This is a genomic window from Alsobacter metallidurans, from assembly GCF_014636935.1.
Classification (GTDB): Bacteria; Pseudomonadota; Alphaproteobacteria; order Rhizobiales; family Beijerinckiaceae; genus Alsobacter; species Alsobacter metallidurans.
In genome coordinates this window covers 1,925,612-1,941,535 of the sequence record NZ_BMES01000002.1, presented here as the reverse complement: position 1 = coordinate 1,941,535, position 15,924 = coordinate 1,925,612, and the positions used below count along the sequence as shown (strand labels likewise).

The window sequence follows — 15,924 nt, the reverse complement described above, 5'->3', positions numbered from 1 at the left end:
CGCTGCTCGGAGGTCGTTCATGGCCCATGACAAAGCGATCGAATGGCACGACCTCCGTACCCCGTCCGCTCAGCGCGGCCTGGGCTGAAGTTCTCGGCCCCAGCAAAGGCGCTTTCATTGTCACGCATTTCATCGACGGGAAGCTGACGCAGTCGTCCCTCGAAAGCTTCCGTCGGCGCGGCTCCGCCGGCGCCGCCCGGGCGGCGGCGCTGACCACGCTCGCGGACGCGGCGCTGCCCGACCCCGCCCTGTGCGCGCGCAGTTGAACCGCCCGACCGCAAAACGGCGCCCTCAGAAGCGAGGCCGGGCCGGGTTGAAGGCGGGGTCGTATTTGCGCATCTCGGTCGCGTCGTCGCGCTTGCGTATGCCGCAGTCGCGGTAGTTCTGGCGCAGCCGCGCCAGCGCGTCGCGGTCGAGGCGCACGCCGAGGCCGGGGCCTTGCGGAACCGCCACCATGCCGCCCTCGATGGGCAGCTTGCCGCCCTCGATCACCTCGTCGGTCTGCCACGGATAGTGGGTGTCGCACGCATAGGCGAGGTTCGGGATCGTGGCGGCCACATGCGCCATCGCGGCGAGGCTGACCCCCATGTGCGAGTTCGAGTGCATCGAGATGCCGATGCCGAACACCCGGCCGATCCAGGCGAGATGCTGGGTGGCGCGCAGGCCGCCCCAGTAGTGGTGGTCCGACAGGATCACCTGCACGGCGTTGAGCCGGATCGTTTCGGGAATGTGGCCGAACGCGATGGTGCACATGTTGGTGGCGAGCGGCATGGTGGCGAAACGCGCCACTTCGCCCATCTCGGCGAGGCTGTTCACCGGGTCCTCGCAATATTCCAGCAGGCCATCGAGGCGCGGCATCAGCCGCCGCGTGGTCTCGACCGACCAGCCGCCATTCGGGTCGATTCGCAGCGGATGCTTTGGAAAAGCGGCGCGCAGGGCGTCCAGCGCGTCGAGTTCGCGCTCGGGCTCGAACACGCCGCCCTTGAGCTTGATGGAGCCGAATCCGTACTGCTCCACCATGCGGCGCGCTTCGCCCACCATCTGCTCGGGCGTCAGCACCTCGCCCCAGTCGTCGCCGGGATCCGGCGCGTCGCGATGCTGGGCGAACTTGTAGAACAGGTAGGCGCTGAACGACACGCGGTCGCGCACTGCGCCGCCGAGGATCTGGTGCAATGGTTGCCCGAGGATCTGGCCCTGAAGGTCCAGCATCGCGACCTCGAAGGCGCCGACCGCGGTGGCGCGGGCCTTGTCGCCGGCCGGCGGGAACGTCGCGGCGGGATCACTATGTGGCGCCACGGCGCCATAGACGCACCGCGTCAGGGCGTTCAGGTCGAACGGCGAGAGGCCGATGAGCGCGGGCTTCACCCGTTCGAGGTCGGCCAGGGTGACGAGGTCGCCGTAGCTCTCGCCGAGGCCGACGAGGCCATTCTCCAGTTCGATCTCGATGATGCTGCGCAACGCCCAAGGCTCATGGACGCCCGCCACGTTGAGCAGGGGTGGATCCCGGAACGCGATGGGATGGATGCGAACATCCGCGATGCGATCAGCCTTGTTCATGCTGCCTCCCGGCTTTCTTGTTGGGCGCCATCAGATCCCATCATCAGGGGCGATTGACAGCGCCGTCTCGGCTTCCTACCGTGAAATCTGAAATATCAAGCACGCTGGATCAAGCTTTTGCGCGTGACCACAGCCGACCATGCTCCGGGGAGCGAAACGATTCGGGAGACGGCGCCGCGGCCCTTGCTGGCCGCGGGAGCGCTGCGGGCAGCGCTTGCTCCAGGCCAGGGCGGCCGGGTGGCGGGCTTCTGGCGTGAGACGGACGGGCAGGCCGACCCGATCCTCATGCCGATGGCGGAGGCGGCTTTCGATCCGCTGTTCTGGCCCAAGGCCGGCTGCTACCCGCTCGCGCCGTTTTCCAATCGAATCCGGGATGGGCGCTTCCGCTTTGGCGGCAGGGACGTGCAGTTGCCCGCGCATCCGGCCTGCCCGCCGCACGCCCTGCACGGGTTTTCGCAGCTGCGCGCCTGGAGCTGCGCGCTGGAGAACGCGTCGGCAGCCGTGATGACCTACGCGCACGAGCCGGACGCCTGGCCGTGGCGTTTCACCGCCACCCAGACCGTCAGGCTCTCGGAAACGGCGCTCGCCATCGCGATTGCGATCCGCAACGAGGATGCGACGCCCATCCCGGTCGGGCTCGGGCTGCATCCGTATCTGGTCGCCCGACATGGCGACCGGGTGCGGTTCAACGCCGGCATCGAATGGTCTCAGGACGAGGCTGGATGCGGGATCGCGCCGCAACGGCTCTCGGGGAGCGAAGCCGCCCATGACCTGCGCCACGGCGCCGCCGGGATGACCCGCTATTTCGCCGATTGGGACGGCCGCGTGTTGATCGACCGGGCTGACGGCAGGCGGATCTCGATCAAGAGCGACGGCGTGCTGGACCAACTCGTGATGCATGCGCCGGAGGGTGGAGCCTACCTCTGCGTCGAGCCCGTGAGCCATGTGGCGGACGCGTTCAATCTCGCCGCGCGGGGCGTCCAGGGCGCGGGAACGCGTGTCGCTGGACCGGGGGAGACGGTCCGCGGAAGCATGACGATCGCGCTGGAATGATCAACCGCAACGGCTGACCATCGGCTTCAGCGAAGCCGGACGGCTTGCATAAGAACAGCGGCGCAACGACGCCGGCCAAAGGGGAGGATACGCCATGAACGACACCAGGGATCCGTTTGCGCCGAGGCTCGCGCGCCGCGCCGTGCTGCAAGGCATCGCCGGTGCGGCCGCCATGACGGCGCTGCCCGGCGCGCTGCGGGCGCAGGCGGCCGGCAAGGAAGCGCCGGCACTGGCCAAGCTGGTCGGCGAGGGCAAGCTCGCCGCACTGGCGCAGCGCCTGCCCGAGAAGCCCATGGTGGTGACTCCTTTCGAGAAGGTGGGCGTCTATGGCGGCTCGCTGCGCCGCGGGTTGCGCGGCAGCGCCGACCATAACGGGATCCTGCGCATGGTCGGCAACCAGGGGCTGGTGCGCTGGAACCTGCAGTTCACCGAGCCGCTCCCCAACGTGGCGGAGCGCTGGGAGGTGAACGCCGACTCCACCGAGTTCACCTTCTTCCTGCGCAAGGGCATGAAGTGGTCGGACGGCAAGCCGTTCACGGCCGACGACATCGTGTTCGCGGTGGAGGACTGCGCCAAGAACTCGGAGCTTTACAAGTCCGTCCCAAGCCCGCTCGTGATCGCCGGCAAGGCCGGAACGGCCACCAAGGTGGACGAGACGACGGTGAAGTTCACCTTCGCGAGCCCGTACGCGCTGTTCCTGGACCTGATGGCGACGCCGCTCGGCCAGCACCCGACGCTGTTCCCCAAGCACTATTGCGGCCAGTTCCACCCCAAATATAACCCGGCGGTCGCCGACCTCGTGAAGCAGGCCAACGTCTCCGACTGGGGCGCGCTGTTTCGCATCAAGTGCGGCGACATCGAGATCCCGTCGCGCTGGGGCAACCCGGACAAGCCGACCATCGACCCCTGGGTCGTCAAGGAGCCCTATACGGGCGGCGCGACGCGCGTCACCATGGAGCGCAACCCGTTCTTCTGGCAGGTCGACACGGAGGGAAACCAGCTTCCCTATGTCGACCGGATCTCGTTCTCGATCTCGCAGGACGTGGAATCGCTGATGCTGGACGCCGTGTCGGGACGGCTCGACATCCAGGACCGGCACATCGACACGCTGCAGAACAAGCCGACGCTGTCGCAGAACATGAAGAAGGGCGGTTACAGGCTGGTCGAGCTGATCGCGTCCTCGTCGCAGCAGTGCCAGATCTACTTCAACATCACGCACAAAGATCCGAAGATGCGGGAGATGCTGGGCTCCAAGGAGTTCCGGCAGGCGCTCTCGCTCGGCATGGACCGCAAGGAAATCATCGACATCGTGTATCTGGGCCAGTCCGAGCCCTACCAGGCCGGGCCGCGGCCGGGGCATCCCTGGTTCAACGAGAAGCTCGGCCGCCAGTACACGGAGTTCGACAAGGCCAAGGCCAACGCGATGTTGGACAAGCTCGGCTACGGCAAAAAGGACGCGCAGGGCATGCGCCTGCGGCCGGACGGCCAGAAGGTGTTTTTCTCGATCGACGTGATCCCGACGCTGTATCCCGACCTTGTCGACGTGCTGGAGCTGGTGAAGCGCCACTGGGCGGACATTGGCGTCGACATGAAGGTGAACACCATCGAGCGCGCGCTCTACTACACGCGCGGCGACAACAACGACCATGACGCGGCCGTGTGGCCGGGCCCCGGCGGGCTCGATCCCATGCTCGACCCGCGGGACTACTTCGCCCAGCACCCGCAGGGGTCGCGCTACGCGGTGCCGTGGACGCTCTGGTACGTGTCGGGCGGCAAGGACGGGCAGGAGCCGCCGGAGAGCCAGAAGCAGCGCATGAAGCTGTTCGACGACGCGCGCGCGACGTCGGACCTGAAGAAGCGCGGCGAAATCATGAAGCAGGTCTTCGATCTCGCCGCGGACGCCTTTGAAACGCTCGGCGTGTGCCTGGCGGTGAACAACTTCGGCGTGGTCAAGACCAACTTGAAGAACGTGCCCGAGAAGTACCCCAACGCCTGGACCTGGCCGAACCCCGGCCCGGCCTTGCCGCAGCAGTTCTACTTCACGACGTAACATCCCCTCCGTCATCCCCGGCGCGCCGAAGGCGCGGGAAGGGGATCCAGGGCAGCCGTGCTCACCCCCGGATCCCCTTCCCCTCCGCGGCTTCGCCGCTCCGGCCGGGGATGACGGCGGCGTTTTCCGATCGGTCCAGCGAAGGGCCCCGCATGCTCAAATTCATCGCCAAGCGCGTGCTGTGGATGATCCCCTCCCTGGTGGTCATCAGCTTCATGGCGTTCGTGCTCATCCAGTTGCCGCCCGGCGACTACGTGACGACCTACATCGCCACGCTGGCGGCTTCCAACGAGGTCGTGGACCAGAACACGGCCGCCGACCTGCGCGCCCGGTTCGGGCTCGATCAGCCAATGATCGTCCAGTACTGGAAATGGATCACCGGCATCCTGCTGCGCGGCGACTTCGGGCTCAGCTTCGAGTGGCAGCAGCCCGTGGGCGACCTGATCTGGGAGCGCATGGCGTTGACGCTGGTGCTCACCTTCGCGACGCTGCTGGCCACCTGGGGCCTCGCGCTGCCGATCGGCATCTTCTCGGCCGTGCGCAAATACTCCATTGGCGATTACATCGCGACGTTCTTCTCGTTCCTGGGCCTCGCCATCCCTTCGTTCCTGCTGGCGCTGGTGCTGATGTATCTCGCCGCCGTGGAGTGGGGGCAGGAGGTCGGCGGGCTGTTTTCCGAGCAGTATCTCAACGCACCCTGGAGCCTCGCCAAGGTCTGGGACCTGATCGGCCATCTCTGGATCCCGGTGATCATCCTGGCGGTGTCGGGCACCGCGAGCCTGATCCGGGTGATGCGCGCCAACATGCTGGACGAGCTCAACAAGGCCTATGTGACGACGGCGCGCGCCAAGGGGCTGTCGGAGTTCCGGCTCCTGATGAAGTACCCGGTGCGGCTGGCGCTGAACCCTTTCATCTCCACAATCGCGTGGCTGCTGCCGAACCTCGTGTCCGGCTCCATCATCGTCGCGATCGTGCTCAGCCTGCCCACCGCCGGGCCGCTGCTGCTGCAATCGCTGATGAGCCAGGACATGTACCTGGCCGGCGCCTTCATCCTGCTGATCTGCACGCTCACGCTGATCGGCTCCCTGATCAGCGACATCCTGCTCGCGCTGGTCGATCCGCGCATCCGGCTGGAGTAGGCGCATGACGGACGTCGCATTCGCGGCCATCGACCAGCGCAAGGTCGCGGTCGCGTCGCAATGGCAGCTGGTCTGGTGGGCGTTCAAGCGCCACAGGCTGGCGATGATCGGGCTGTGGGTGACGGCGTTCTTCTACCTGATCGCCGTGATCCCGGGCTTCTTCGCCATCAACGATCCCAGCCAGCAGAACGCGCGCGCGGCCTACCAGCCTCCGCAGGGCTTGCACTTCATCGACACGGCGGCGGACGGGAGCTGGTCCTTTCGGCCGTACTTCCATCCCACGACGCTGAAGCGCGACCCGCAGACGCTGGCGGCCGTTCATGTTCCGGACACGAGCCGCAAGATCTATGTGACGATGTTCGGCGAGGGCTACGAGTATTCGGTGCTCGGCGTGTTCAGCGCCCGCACGCACCTGTTCGTGTCGTCGGAGGCGCGGCAGCCGCTGTTCCTGCTCGGCGCCGACCGGCTCGGGCGCTGCGTGTGGAGCCGCATCATGCAGGGGACGCAGATCTCGCTCTCCGTCGGCCTCGTGGGCGTGTTCCTGTCGTTGCTGCTCGGCATCGTGCTGGGCGGCATCTCCGGGTATTACGGCGGCCGGATCGACTTCGTGATCCAGCGCACCATCGAGTTCATCCTGGCGCTGCCGACGATCCCGATCTGGCTCGCCATGGCGGCGGCGCTGCCGCAGGATTGGCCGGCGACGCTGAACTACTTCATGATCACGGTGATCCTCAGCCTCACCGGCTGGGCGCAGCTCGCCCGCGTCGTGCGCGGCCGGTTTCTGAGCCTGCGCACGGAGGAGTTCGTCACGGCGGCACGGCTCGACGGCGCGTCCGAGGGGCGCATCATCTTCCGGCACATGCTGCCGAGCTTCGCCAGCCACATCATCGCGTCCATCACACTCGCGATCCCGGCCATGATCCTGGCCGAGACATCCTTGTCGTTTCTTGGCCTCGGCCTGCAGCCGCCCACCATCTCGTGGGGCGTGCTGCTGCGCGAGGCGCAGAACATCCGCTCCATCGCGACCGCGCCCTGGCTGTTCGCGCCGGGCATCGCCGTGGTGATCGCCGTGATCGCCCTCAACTTCCTGGGAGACGGACTGCGCGACGCCGCCGATCCGTACAACAAATGACCGTCGTGGACCTCTCATCCCGCCGTGCCGACGCCGCCGCGGCCCCGCCCCGCGCGGTGCTGGAGGTGCGCGACCTCGTCACGCATTTCCCCACCCGCACGGGCGTCGTGAAGGCCGTGGACGGCGTCTCGTTCACGGTGGAGCGCGGCAAGACGCTGTGCGTCGTCGGCGAGTCCGGCTCCGGCAAGAGCGTCACGGCGCGCTCGATCCTGCAGATCGTCGACCAGCCCGGGCGCATCGTGAGCGGCTCCATGCTGCTGCACCGGCCAGACGGAAGCGCGGTCGACCTCGCGACCCTCCATCCGCGCGGCCGCGAGATCCGGGCGGTGCGCGGCGCCGAGATCGCGATGATCTTCCAGGAGCCAATGTCGTCGCTGTCGCCCGTCCACACGGTCGGCGACCAGATCATGGAGGTGCTGCTGCTCCACCTGCGCCTGTCCAAGAAGGAGGCGCGCGCCCGCACGGTGGAGTTGCTGCGGCAGGTCGAGATCCCCCACCCCGACAAGGCGGTGGACCGCTATACGTTCGAGTTCTCGGGCGGCATGCGCCAGCGCGTCATGATCGCGATGGCGCTGGCGTGCAATCCCGCCATGCTGATCGCCGACGAACCCACCACGGCGCTTGACGTCACGACGCAGGCCGAGATCCTCGACCTCATCAAGCGCCTGCAGCAGCAGCACGGCATGGCGGTGATGTTCATCACGCACGACATGGGCGTGGTGGCGGAGATCGCCGACGAGGTGCTGGTGATGTACCACGGCAAGGTCATGGAGGCCGGGCCGGTCGACCAGATCTTCCACGCGCCGCAGAACGACTACACCAAGATGCTGATCGGCTCGGTGCTGAAGCTCGAGCAGAAGGCCGAGATCCGGCTAAAGCGCGCGCCCCTCGCCGAGGACGCGCCCTCGGTGATCGAGATCGACAATCTCAAGATGCATTTCGGCTCGCCCGCCGCGCCGATCCGGGCCGTGGACGACGTGTCCCTGCAGGTGAAGGCCGGCGAGACGCTCGGCATCGTGGGCGAGTCCGGCTCGGGCAAGACCACCATGGGCCGCTGCCTGCTGCGCATCTACCAGCCCACCGGCGGCGCCATGCGCTACCGCAAGGCGGACGGGACGGTGGTCGACCTCGTCACGGCCGACAAGGAGACGCTGAAGCTCTGCCGCCGCGAGATCCGGATGATCTTCCAGGACCCGGTGGGGTCGCTGAACCCGCGCATGACGGTGGCGCAGATCATCGGCGAGCCGCTGCTGGTGAACGGGATCGCGAAGGGCTCGGAGTTGGACGACCGCGTGTCGGTCCTGATGGACCAAGTGGGGCTGAACCCCGACTGGCGCGAGCGCTACCCGCACGCCTTCTCGGGCGGCCAGCGCCAGCGCATCGGCATCGCGCGCGCCATCTCGCTCAACCCGCGCGTGATCGTGGCCGACGAGGCCACCTCGGCGCTCGACGTGTCGCTGCGCTCGCAGATGCTGGACCTGATGATGCGGCTGCAGGACGAGCTGAAGCTTTCCTACGTGTTCATCAGCCACGACATCGGCGTGATCCGCTACATGTGCGACCGCGTCTCGGTGATGTACCAGGGCAGGGTGGTGGAAACTGGCTCCACCGACCAGGTCTGCGACGCCCCGCAGCACGCCTACACGCAGGCGCTCCTCTCCGCCATCCCGCGTCCCGACCCCCGCCTGCGCAGCATGCACAAGCGCCACCGGTACATCGCGTGAGCGCGCGCTTTCTGCCCCCATCTCCCAAACCCCTCATCCTGAGGAGCCATGCGCAGCATGGCGTCTCGAAGGACGAGGGGATCCAGTTAGCTCAGCCATGGCGCGCTCTGGAGTCCCTCGTCCTTCGAGACGCAGGCCCAAGGGGGCCTGCTCCTCAGGATGAGGGGCATGGTGGTGTGGGCGCGATACTTATGTGCGGAGTCCTCCCGTGAAGATCACCGACGTCAAAACCTTCTTGATGCAGGCCGGCGCGCCCAACTTGAAGAGCTGGGCGGCGGATGGCTCGTTCGGCACGCAGAGCTATTCGGGCAACCTCACGGGCACGCGCAACTGGCTGTTCGTGAAGGTGTACACGGACCAGGGGATCACCGGCATCGGCGAGTGCTCGGGCTGGCCGCGCGTGATCGAGACGGCCGTCCGGGACCTGCGGGCGCTGCTGGTGGGCGAGGACCCCACCCATATCGAGCGGCTCTGGCAGAAGATGCAGATCGCCATCATGGGACACGGCATGACCGGGACGGTCGGGGCGGGGGCCATGACGGGCGTAGACATGGCGTTGTGGGACATCAAGGGCAAGGCGCTCGGCGTGCCGGTGTGGAACCTCCTTGGCGGCAAGGTGCGCGACCGCATCCACATCTACGCGCACGCCAACACGCCGGAGGTCGCGCTGAGCCTGAAGGAGCGCGGGATCACGGCCATCAAATGCGGCGGCGTCTCGGACCCGGTGCGCAAGGTCGCCGGGTTGCGCGACGCGATCGGCGACGAGATGGACCTGATGATCGACCTCCATGGCCCGCCCTGGATGACGCCCGGCGACGCCGCCCGGCTCGCGCGGGCGCTCGAGCCCTACGACCTGATGTGGATCGAGGACCCGATCGCGCCCGAGAACCTCGACGGCTACCGTCGCATCCGCGACGCCGCCCATGTGCCGCTGGCCGCCGGCGAGCGTTCATCCACCATCTTCGGGCTGCGTGAGCTGATCGAGCACGATCTCGTGGACGTCGCCCAGCCGGATACCGGCCGGGCCGGCGGCATCACGCAAATGAAGAAGATCGCCGCCATGGCGGAGGCGCATCACATCATGATGGCGCCCCACTCGGGCTCGCTCGGGCCGGTCGCCGAATACGCGGCGCTGCACGTGATGGCCGCGATCCCGAACGCGCTGATCCTGGAGCGGATCGAGGACGACTGGGACGGGCGCGCCCGCACGGTGATCCCGCATCCGCAACAGGTGGACGGCTACCTGCAGGTCCCGGACGCCCCCGGGCTCGGCGTCGACATCGACGAGGAGTTCGTTGCGCAGTTCCCCAGCAGCCAGAACCTCTCGGTGCCCATCGGCAAGGACACCACGTCCTACGCGCCCGGCACCTTCGACGAACACGTCTACGTGCAGACGCGGCTGCGGCGCGGGCGGCACTTCCGCCCGGATTGAGCCCTGACGAACACAAGCGAGGAACGACCCCCCATGAAGATCGAACGCCTGCGCGCCTTTATGTCGCGCGACAAGGACCGGCCGCGCGTCGTGATCGCGATCGACACCGACGACGGCCTGACCGGCTGGGGCGAGTGCTACAACCACGGCCCCGACAAGGCCCTGCTGCCGCTGCTCGACTACCTGATGGACTTCATCCGCGGCGACGACCCGCGGCGGATCGAATACATCGTCATGAAGCTGATGCAGCAGACGCGCTTCCCGCCGGGCGCGCTGGGTCTCGCCGCGATCTCGGCCATCGACCATTGCCTCTGGGACATCTCCGCCAAGGCGCTCGGCGTGCCGGTCTACATGCTGCTCGGCGGCAACGCGCGCGACAAGGTGCGGGTCTATGCGGGCGTCTACACGGCGCCGGACCCGGGCGCGGCGCGCGAGCAGCTCGACAGCCTGAACGAGCAGTGGGGCATCACGGCCTTCAAGCTCAGCCCCTACCGGATCGACATCCACCGCAACCGGTGGGGCGAGGTGGTGCGCACCAGCGCGGAGTATTTCCGGCAGGTGCGCGAGACGGTGCGGGTCGACTATGAAATCGCGTTCGACGCCCACGCCAAGATCTTCGAGCCGCAGCAGGCCATCCAGCTCGGCAACGCGCTCGCGCCCTATGACCCGCTTTTCTTCGAGGAGCCGATCCGCCCGGAGAACTTCGAAGCCTGGGGCGAGCTGAAGCGCGGGCTCACCTGCACGCTGGCGACAGGCGAGTCGCTCTACAGCCGCTTCGAGTTCCTGCGGCTCCTGCAGGTGCGCGGGGCGGACATCATCCAGCCCGACATCTGCGTGGTGGGCGGCCTGCTGGAGATGCGCAAGATCGCCGCCATCGCGGAGGCGCACTACGTCACGGTCGCCCCGCACAACCCGATGGGGCCGCTGGCCTCGGCCGTGAACGTGCACTTCTGCGCCGCGCAGCCGAATTTCCGCATCCTCGAATACCGGCTGCCGCACGGGCCCGGCTACGTGTTCGGAACGGGCGGCGGCGAAGCGCCGAGCAGCGAGCAGAAGCTGCAGGGCGCCTGGTATGTGAAGGACCCTTACCTGCCGAAGGATGGCTACCTGGAGTTGCGTCCGGACCGGCCGGGCTGGGGCGTCGAGATGGATGAGGAGCTGCTGGGCACCGAAGACTACGTGAACTGGAGCCGCAAGGTGCCGGTGCGTCCGGATGGTTCGACAGGCTATGTCTGAGTGAAGCGGCGGAATCGTCCACGCGGTGGCTGAAACTCCACCGCGTGGGCTATGCAACGCCTAGCGTTTTGAAGCATTCCAAGTGAGGATGCGTCTGCGCCAGTCTGGCGGCGCCCGCTATGCACTGGTGCCGATGCCCTTTTCGTCGAGTTCTGTCCGGCTCTACCGGCTCCTGCTTGCGGCTTCAGTGCTCGTGCCCACGGTCGTCTTCGTGGCGGCAGGCGCGTGGAACCGGGCCGACGTGCTGCGCGAGAACCGGGAGATTACGGTTCGCACGGCGGCGATCATGCATGAGCATGCCCGCAAGGTGTTCGACACCGTCGAACTCACGCTAGCGTTGATCGACGATCGCGTGCGCGGCATGAGCTGGGACGAGATCGCCAGGCCTGAGACGAGCGCCTTTCTGCGCGACCTGAAGGCGCCTCTCGAGCAGGCCGTTTCGGTGTGGCTGACGGACGCCGACGGCTTCGTGCGGGCCGGCAGCCAGACCTGGGACCCCAAGGTCTCCATCGCGGACCGCGAGTGGTTCCAGGTGCAAAAGGCGCGAAACGCCGGTTCGCATGTCAGCCCGGCGTTCCTGGGCAAGGCGACCGGCATCGCGTCCTTTGCGGTGAGCCGGCGCCGCATCACGCCGGACGGGCGCTTCGACGGCATCATCCACGTGGCGCTGAGCCCCGAATATTTCGCCCGGTTCATGGCGGAGGCCGCACCCACGACCGCCACCGCCGGGGCGCTGCTGCGGGAGGATGGCGAGATCCTGGCGCGGCTGCCCTACCGGTGGCCCAACCCGCGCGTGCCCGCCACCACGGACATCATGCGGGCCATCGCGGCGAACCCTCTCGGTGGGGCGTTCCAGGGCTATTCGACGGTCGACAAGCGCGACCGCTTCTATGCCTACCGCAAGGTGGCCCCCTATCCCGTCTACGTGGTGTTCGGCGTCGACGCCGCGCAGGTCAACGCCCAGTGGCTGCACAATCTTGCAGCCTATGGGGCGGTGGCGCTGGCGTCGGCGCTGGTTCTGACGCTGGTGTCGTGGCTCGCGCTGCAGCGCGCCCAGGCCGAGCAGCAGGCGCTCGTTCGGCTGCGCGCCGAGAGCGAGCAGCGCTTGCTGGCCGAGCAGCGCCTGCTGCAGGCGCAAAAGATGGAGAGCCTCGGCCAGCTCACGGGCGGCGTTGCGCATGATTTCAACAATCTCCTCGCGGTGGTGATCGGCAACATCGATCTGGTGCGCCGCAGGCTCAAGGATGACGACCGGGCGAAGCGCCTGCTCGACACCGCCATGCAGGGCGCCCAGCGCGGCGCCTCGCTAACGCAACGCCTCCTCGCCTTCGCGCGCCGGCAGGATCTCTCGCCCCAATCCGTCGACGTTGGCGGGCTTGTGGAAGGCATGACCGACTTGCTGACGCGTTCGCTCGGCGCCGACATCCGCATCGAGACCGTGTTCCCGGCCGAGTTGCCGCCCGTGAGGGTCGACCCCGGTCAGCTCGAAATGGCGTTGCTGAACCTGGTGCTGAACGCGCGTGACGCCATGCCGGCCGGTGGAGCGATCACGATCTCCGCCGAGGCGCGGGACATGGCGGGTGCGGATCGTCCAATGCTGCGGCCCGGCTCCTATGTGTGCATCCGCGTCGCCGACACCGGCATGGGGATGGAGGCCGAGACGCTGGCCCGCGCGGTGGAGCCATTTTTCACCACGAAGGGGGTCGGCAAGGGCACGGGGCTTGGCTTGTCGATGATCCACGGTTTCGCGGTGCAGTCCGGCGGCATGCTGCGGCTGGACAGCGAGCGCGGGCGCGGCACGACGGCGGAGCTCTGGCTGCCGCGCGGGGAGGTCGAAATCCGCATCCCGGAGGCCGAGCCCTCGAACCCCGAGTATCGGGCGTGCCTGGTGCTGCTCGTCGAGGACGATCCCCTCGTGATGGCGGGAACCGCCGCGATGCTCGAGGACCTCGGCCATACGGTGCTGCAGGCCTCATCGGGCGACGCGGCGCTCACGATCCTGGAGCAACGCGAGCCCGAGATCGTGATCACCGACCAGTCCATGCCCGGCATGACGGGCGTCGAACTGGCCGAGCGCATCAGGGCCAAACGCCCCCACATGCCCATACTGCTGGCGAGCGGCCACGCCGAGATCGCGACCCGCTCGAGCCTGGATCTCCCCCGTTTGGCGAAGCCGTTTCTCCGGCAGGATCTGGCGCACGCCATCGCGAGCGTGGTCACGCCCAGTTGCGAGCCGGTCGCGGCGAAGAGCTACTGACCTCCGTCAGGCCGAGACCCAGCGAGCGACGTCCGGCTGCGCGCCGATCAGCGCCAGTCCGGAGGCGATGGACTCGAACTGGTCCGAGGAGGTGAGCTTTTGTTCGCCGAAGCGATCCACGAACACCTTGCGGATCGCCGGGATGAACGACGACCCGCCGGTGAGAAACACCCGCTCGACCCCTTTTGCCGTCACGTCCGACCGCCGCAGCGCTTCGTCGAGAGCGCCGCCGATCTTCTCGATATCGGGCGCAATCCAGCCCTCGAACTCGGCGCGTGTGATGCGGGCCGCAATGTTCACGCCGGCCTCGCTGAAGCGCAGGACCGTTTCGTCGGAGGAGGACAGGGCGATCTTGGCGGCCGACACCGCGCGGTAGAGCGCGAAGCCGAGATCCTGCTCGATGATCTCGATGAAACGCTCCAGCGGTTCCGGGTCCACGGCCGAGCGGGCGAGCTGCCGCAACTCCTTGAGGTCGCCATTCGCCTTCATCATCGCGAGCTGGTTCCAGCGCGCGAAGTTGGCGTAGTAGTGCGTGGGCAGCGACAGGAGCTTGTCAAAGGACTTGTAGTTCTGCCCCTTGCCGAGACGCGGCGACACGACCTTGTCGATGATGCGGTAGTCGAACGCGTCGCCGGCGACGCCCACGCCCGCGTGGCCAAGCGGCCGGGCGCGGCGCACGCCGCCTTGCGTCTCGAAGCGGATCACCGAGAAGTCGCTGGTGCCGCCGCCGAAATCCGCCACCAGCACGGTGGCCTCATGCGCGAGCCGCTGAGCGTAGAAGAAGGCCGCCCCAACGGGCTCATAGGCGTATTGCGCCTGCTCCAGCCCGACCTTGGCGAAGGCCGCCCGATAACGCCGCATCGCGAGGTTCTCGTCGGGGTTCCCGCCCGCGAAGCGCACGGGACGGCCGACGACGAGCTTGGTGTGTGCGGGATCGACGCCCGCATGGCCGAAGACGTTGGTGAGAAACGACGCCAGCAGATCCTCGAAGCGGTATTTGGCTCCGAAGATGCGGGTGTCCTGGAAAGAAGCGCTGGCCGCGAATGTCTTGAACGACTGGATGAAGCGATGCGCCGAGAGGCCTTCCAGGAACTCCTCCACGGCCCAGGGCCCGCCCTCGCAGCGCGTGCGACGGCCCGCCGACGAGACATCCTCCCAAAAACACAGCGCCGAGATAAAGGCGCTGGAATTGCTGGGATGGCGCCCCTGATGTCGGAACGTCGCCACCTTGGCCGGCGCGCCGCCGACCGAGGCCGCCACCACCGTGTTGCTGGTGCCGAAATCGATGCCGATCGAAACGGTTTCGGTGGTCACGCACGTTCTCCGGATCGTAGAAAAAGAAACGGACGCACCCCGTGAATGCGTCCGTTGAAGGATCGACCAGCCGACCGGCGGCCGGCGGGAGCGACGGTCAGCTGACCGAGAGCAGCTCGACGTCGAACAGCAGCGTGGCGTTGGGCGGGATCACGCCGCCGGCGCCGCGCGCGCCGTAGCCGAGCTCGGCCGGGATCACGAGGTTGCGGCGACCGCCGACCTTCATGGTGGAGACGCCTTCGTCCCAACCCTTGATGACCTGGCCCTGGCCGATCGTGAACGTGAACGGCTGGTTGCGGTCGCGCGAGCTGTCGAACTTGGTCCCGTTCTCCAGCGTGCCGGTGTAGTGAACGGTGCAGCGCTGGCCGGCCTTGGGGCTCGCGCCGGTTCCGACAACGACGTCCGTGTAGGACAGGCCCGAGGGGGTCTTGGTCATTTTCTTCTCCGTCTGGGCCGAGGCGACGGCCGGGATCAGGGGCAGGGCGAACAGCGCGAGCGCGGTGCGGCGTGTGAGCGCCTGGCCGGCGATCGCGGGAGCGGCGATGGGGTCCTGCATGGTGCGTCCTTTCAGGATGGCGCATCCGCAGTAAAGCGCGCGCAGGCCGCCCGCAAGCGCGAGCGCATCCGTTGGTCGAGAACGGATTCGCTTTTTGGGTGGGCGAAACCCGCTTTTCTGGTAAACCGAGGGTCAGCCACTTCGGACGAATCGTTCGGAATGGTTTTTCCGACGCGGACAGCCCGCCAAGTGGGCTGTTTGCGCCCAGGTTTTCTAGCTCACGCAGGTCGAATTGGGGCGCCGGTCAAGGGCGCGTCGATTATGGGATCATGACGCCCCAGGGCGATTCAGCCCGGGACGGCGCTTTCTGTTCCTGAGAGGAACAGGAACGTCGCCAATTTTGCGCGCCAGCCTCGTGATTCCAGTTGACCCAAAGCCCCAGACCGGTCATTCACCATGAGTATTGAATGCGGCAGGTGGCGCACTATGGGCAAAGGTTGGGATCGCGGACCGAAGGGTGGGGGCTGGGGCCAG

General features: G+C 67.4%; 12 protein-coding genes. 9 read left to right on the top strand and 3 right to left on the bottom strand.

The window, feature by feature from the left end; genetic code table 11:
* The first annotated feature begins 26 nt into the window (after positions 1-26).
* The gene (locus IEV99_RS19430) at positions 27-266 is read left to right on the top strand and encodes a hypothetical protein (RefSeq protein ID WP_188519360.1); all 240 of its coding nucleotides are present in this window, start codon (positions 27-29) and stop codon (positions 264-266) included.
* Between the two features lie 25 nt (positions 267-291).
* Here IEV99_RS19430 and IEV99_RS19425 read toward each other — a convergent pair whose 3' ends face one another.
* Complete coding sequence (locus IEV99_RS19425; protein WP_188519359.1) at positions 292-1,557, bottom strand: glucarate dehydratase family protein; 1,266 nt, start codon at positions 1,555-1,557, stop codon at positions 292-294.
* A 183-nt stretch (positions 1,558-1,740) separates the two neighbouring features.
* On the opposite strand from IEV99_RS19425, the gene IEV99_RS19420 reads away from it, so the two are divergent.
* From IEV99_RS19420 to IEV99_RS19385, 8 genes are all read left to right on the top strand, one after another.
* Positions 1,741-2,610, top strand: a complete 870-nt coding sequence (locus tag IEV99_RS19420) for an aldose 1-epimerase (RefSeq protein WP_188519358.1) — start codon at positions 1,741-1,743, stop codon at positions 2,608-2,610.
* A 94-nt stretch (positions 2,611-2,704) separates the two neighbouring features.
* Complete coding sequence (locus IEV99_RS19415) at positions 2,705-4,660, top strand: ABC transporter substrate-binding protein (RefSeq protein ID WP_188519357.1); 1,956 nt, start codon at positions 2,705-2,707, stop codon at positions 4,658-4,660.
* A 152-nt stretch (positions 4,661-4,812) separates the two neighbouring features.
* Positions 4,813-5,799, top strand: coding sequence for an ABC transporter permease (locus tag IEV99_RS19410; RefSeq protein WP_188519356.1), 987 nt, complete (start codon positions 4,813-4,815; stop codon positions 5,797-5,799).
* Between the two features lie 4 nt (positions 5,800-5,803).
* A complete protein-coding gene (locus tag IEV99_RS19405) occupies positions 5,804-6,931 on the top strand; it encodes an ABC transporter permease (protein WP_188519355.1) in 1,128 nt (375 codons plus the stop codon).
* Positions 6,928-8,655 (top strand): ABC transporter ATP-binding protein, encoded by a 1,728-nt coding sequence (locus IEV99_RS19400; RefSeq protein ID WP_188519354.1) that lies wholly within the window; start codon positions 6,928-6,930, stop codon positions 8,653-8,655. Before IEV99_RS19405 ends, IEV99_RS19400 begins: the two co-directional genes overlap by 4 nt.
* 208 nt (positions 8,656-8,863) lie before the next feature.
* Positions 8,864-10,087: a mandelate racemase/muconate lactonizing enzyme family protein gene (locus IEV99_RS19395; protein ID WP_188519353.1), complete on the top strand. Its 1,224-nt coding sequence runs from the start codon at positions 8,864-8,866 to the stop codon at positions 10,085-10,087.
* Between the two features lie 33 nt (positions 10,088-10,120).
* A complete protein-coding gene (locus IEV99_RS19390) occupies positions 10,121-11,323 on the top strand; it encodes a mandelate racemase/muconate lactonizing enzyme family protein (RefSeq protein ID WP_188519352.1) in 1,203 nt (400 codons plus the stop codon).
* An 88-nt stretch (positions 11,324-11,411) separates the two neighbouring features.
* On the top strand, positions 11,412-13,580 hold the full coding sequence (locus IEV99_RS19385; protein ID WP_244643988.1) for a hybrid sensor histidine kinase/response regulator: 2,169 nt from the start codon (positions 11,412-11,414) through the stop codon (positions 13,578-13,580).
* Positions 13,581-13,586: 6 nt separating this feature from the next.
* Here the strand turns inward: IEV99_RS19385 and IEV99_RS19380 are convergent, their stop codons facing one another.
* Both IEV99_RS19380 and IEV99_RS19375 read right to left on the bottom strand, forming a co-directional pair.
* Positions 13,587-14,894, bottom strand: a complete 1,308-nt coding sequence (locus IEV99_RS19380) for an Hsp70 family protein (protein WP_188519351.1) — start codon at positions 14,892-14,894, stop codon at positions 13,587-13,589.
* Between the two features lie 97 nt (positions 14,895-14,991).
* Positions 14,992-15,330 (bottom strand): FKBP-type peptidyl-prolyl cis-trans isomerase, encoded by a 339-nt coding sequence (locus IEV99_RS19375; RefSeq protein WP_244643987.1) that lies wholly within the window; start codon positions 15,328-15,330, stop codon positions 14,992-14,994.
* Between the last annotated feature and the right edge of the window lie 594 nt (positions 15,331-15,924).

What these genes read in the sequence shown, in the direction of transcription:
- IEV99_RS19385 (WP_244643988.1), top strand. Translation starts at nt 11,412, where the DNA reads ATGCGTCTGCGCCAGTCTGGCGGCGCCCGCTATGCACTGGTGCCGATG.
- IEV99_RS19415 (WP_188519357.1), top strand. Translation starts at nt 2,705, where the DNA reads ATGAACGACACCAGGGATCCGTTTGCGCCGAGGCTCGCGCGCCGCGCC.
- IEV99_RS19410 (WP_188519356.1), top strand. Translation starts at nt 4,813, where the DNA reads ATGCTCAAATTCATCGCCAAGCGCGTGCTGTGGATGATCCCCTCCCTG.
- IEV99_RS19400 (WP_188519354.1), top strand. Translation starts at nt 6,928, where the DNA reads ATGACCGTCGTGGACCTCTCATCCCGCCGTGCCGACGCCGCCGCGGCC.
- IEV99_RS19390 (WP_188519352.1), top strand. Translation starts at nt 10,121, where the DNA reads ATGAAGATCGAACGCCTGCGCGCCTTTATGTCGCGCGACAAGGACCGG.
- IEV99_RS19430 (WP_188519360.1), top strand. Translation starts at nt 27, where the DNA reads ATGACAAAGCGATCGAATGGCACGACCTCCGTACCCCGTCCGCTCAGC.
- IEV99_RS19405 (WP_188519355.1), top strand. Translation starts at nt 5,804, where the DNA reads ATGACGGACGTCGCATTCGCGGCCATCGACCAGCGCAAGGTCGCGGTC.
- IEV99_RS19375 (WP_244643987.1), bottom strand. Translation starts at nt 15,330, where the DNA reads ATGACCAAGACCCCCTCGGGCCTGTCCTACACGGACGTCGTTGTCGGA.
- IEV99_RS19425 (WP_188519359.1), bottom strand. Translation starts at nt 1,557, where the DNA reads ATGAACAAGGCTGATCGCATCGCGGATGTTCGCATCCATCCCATCGCG.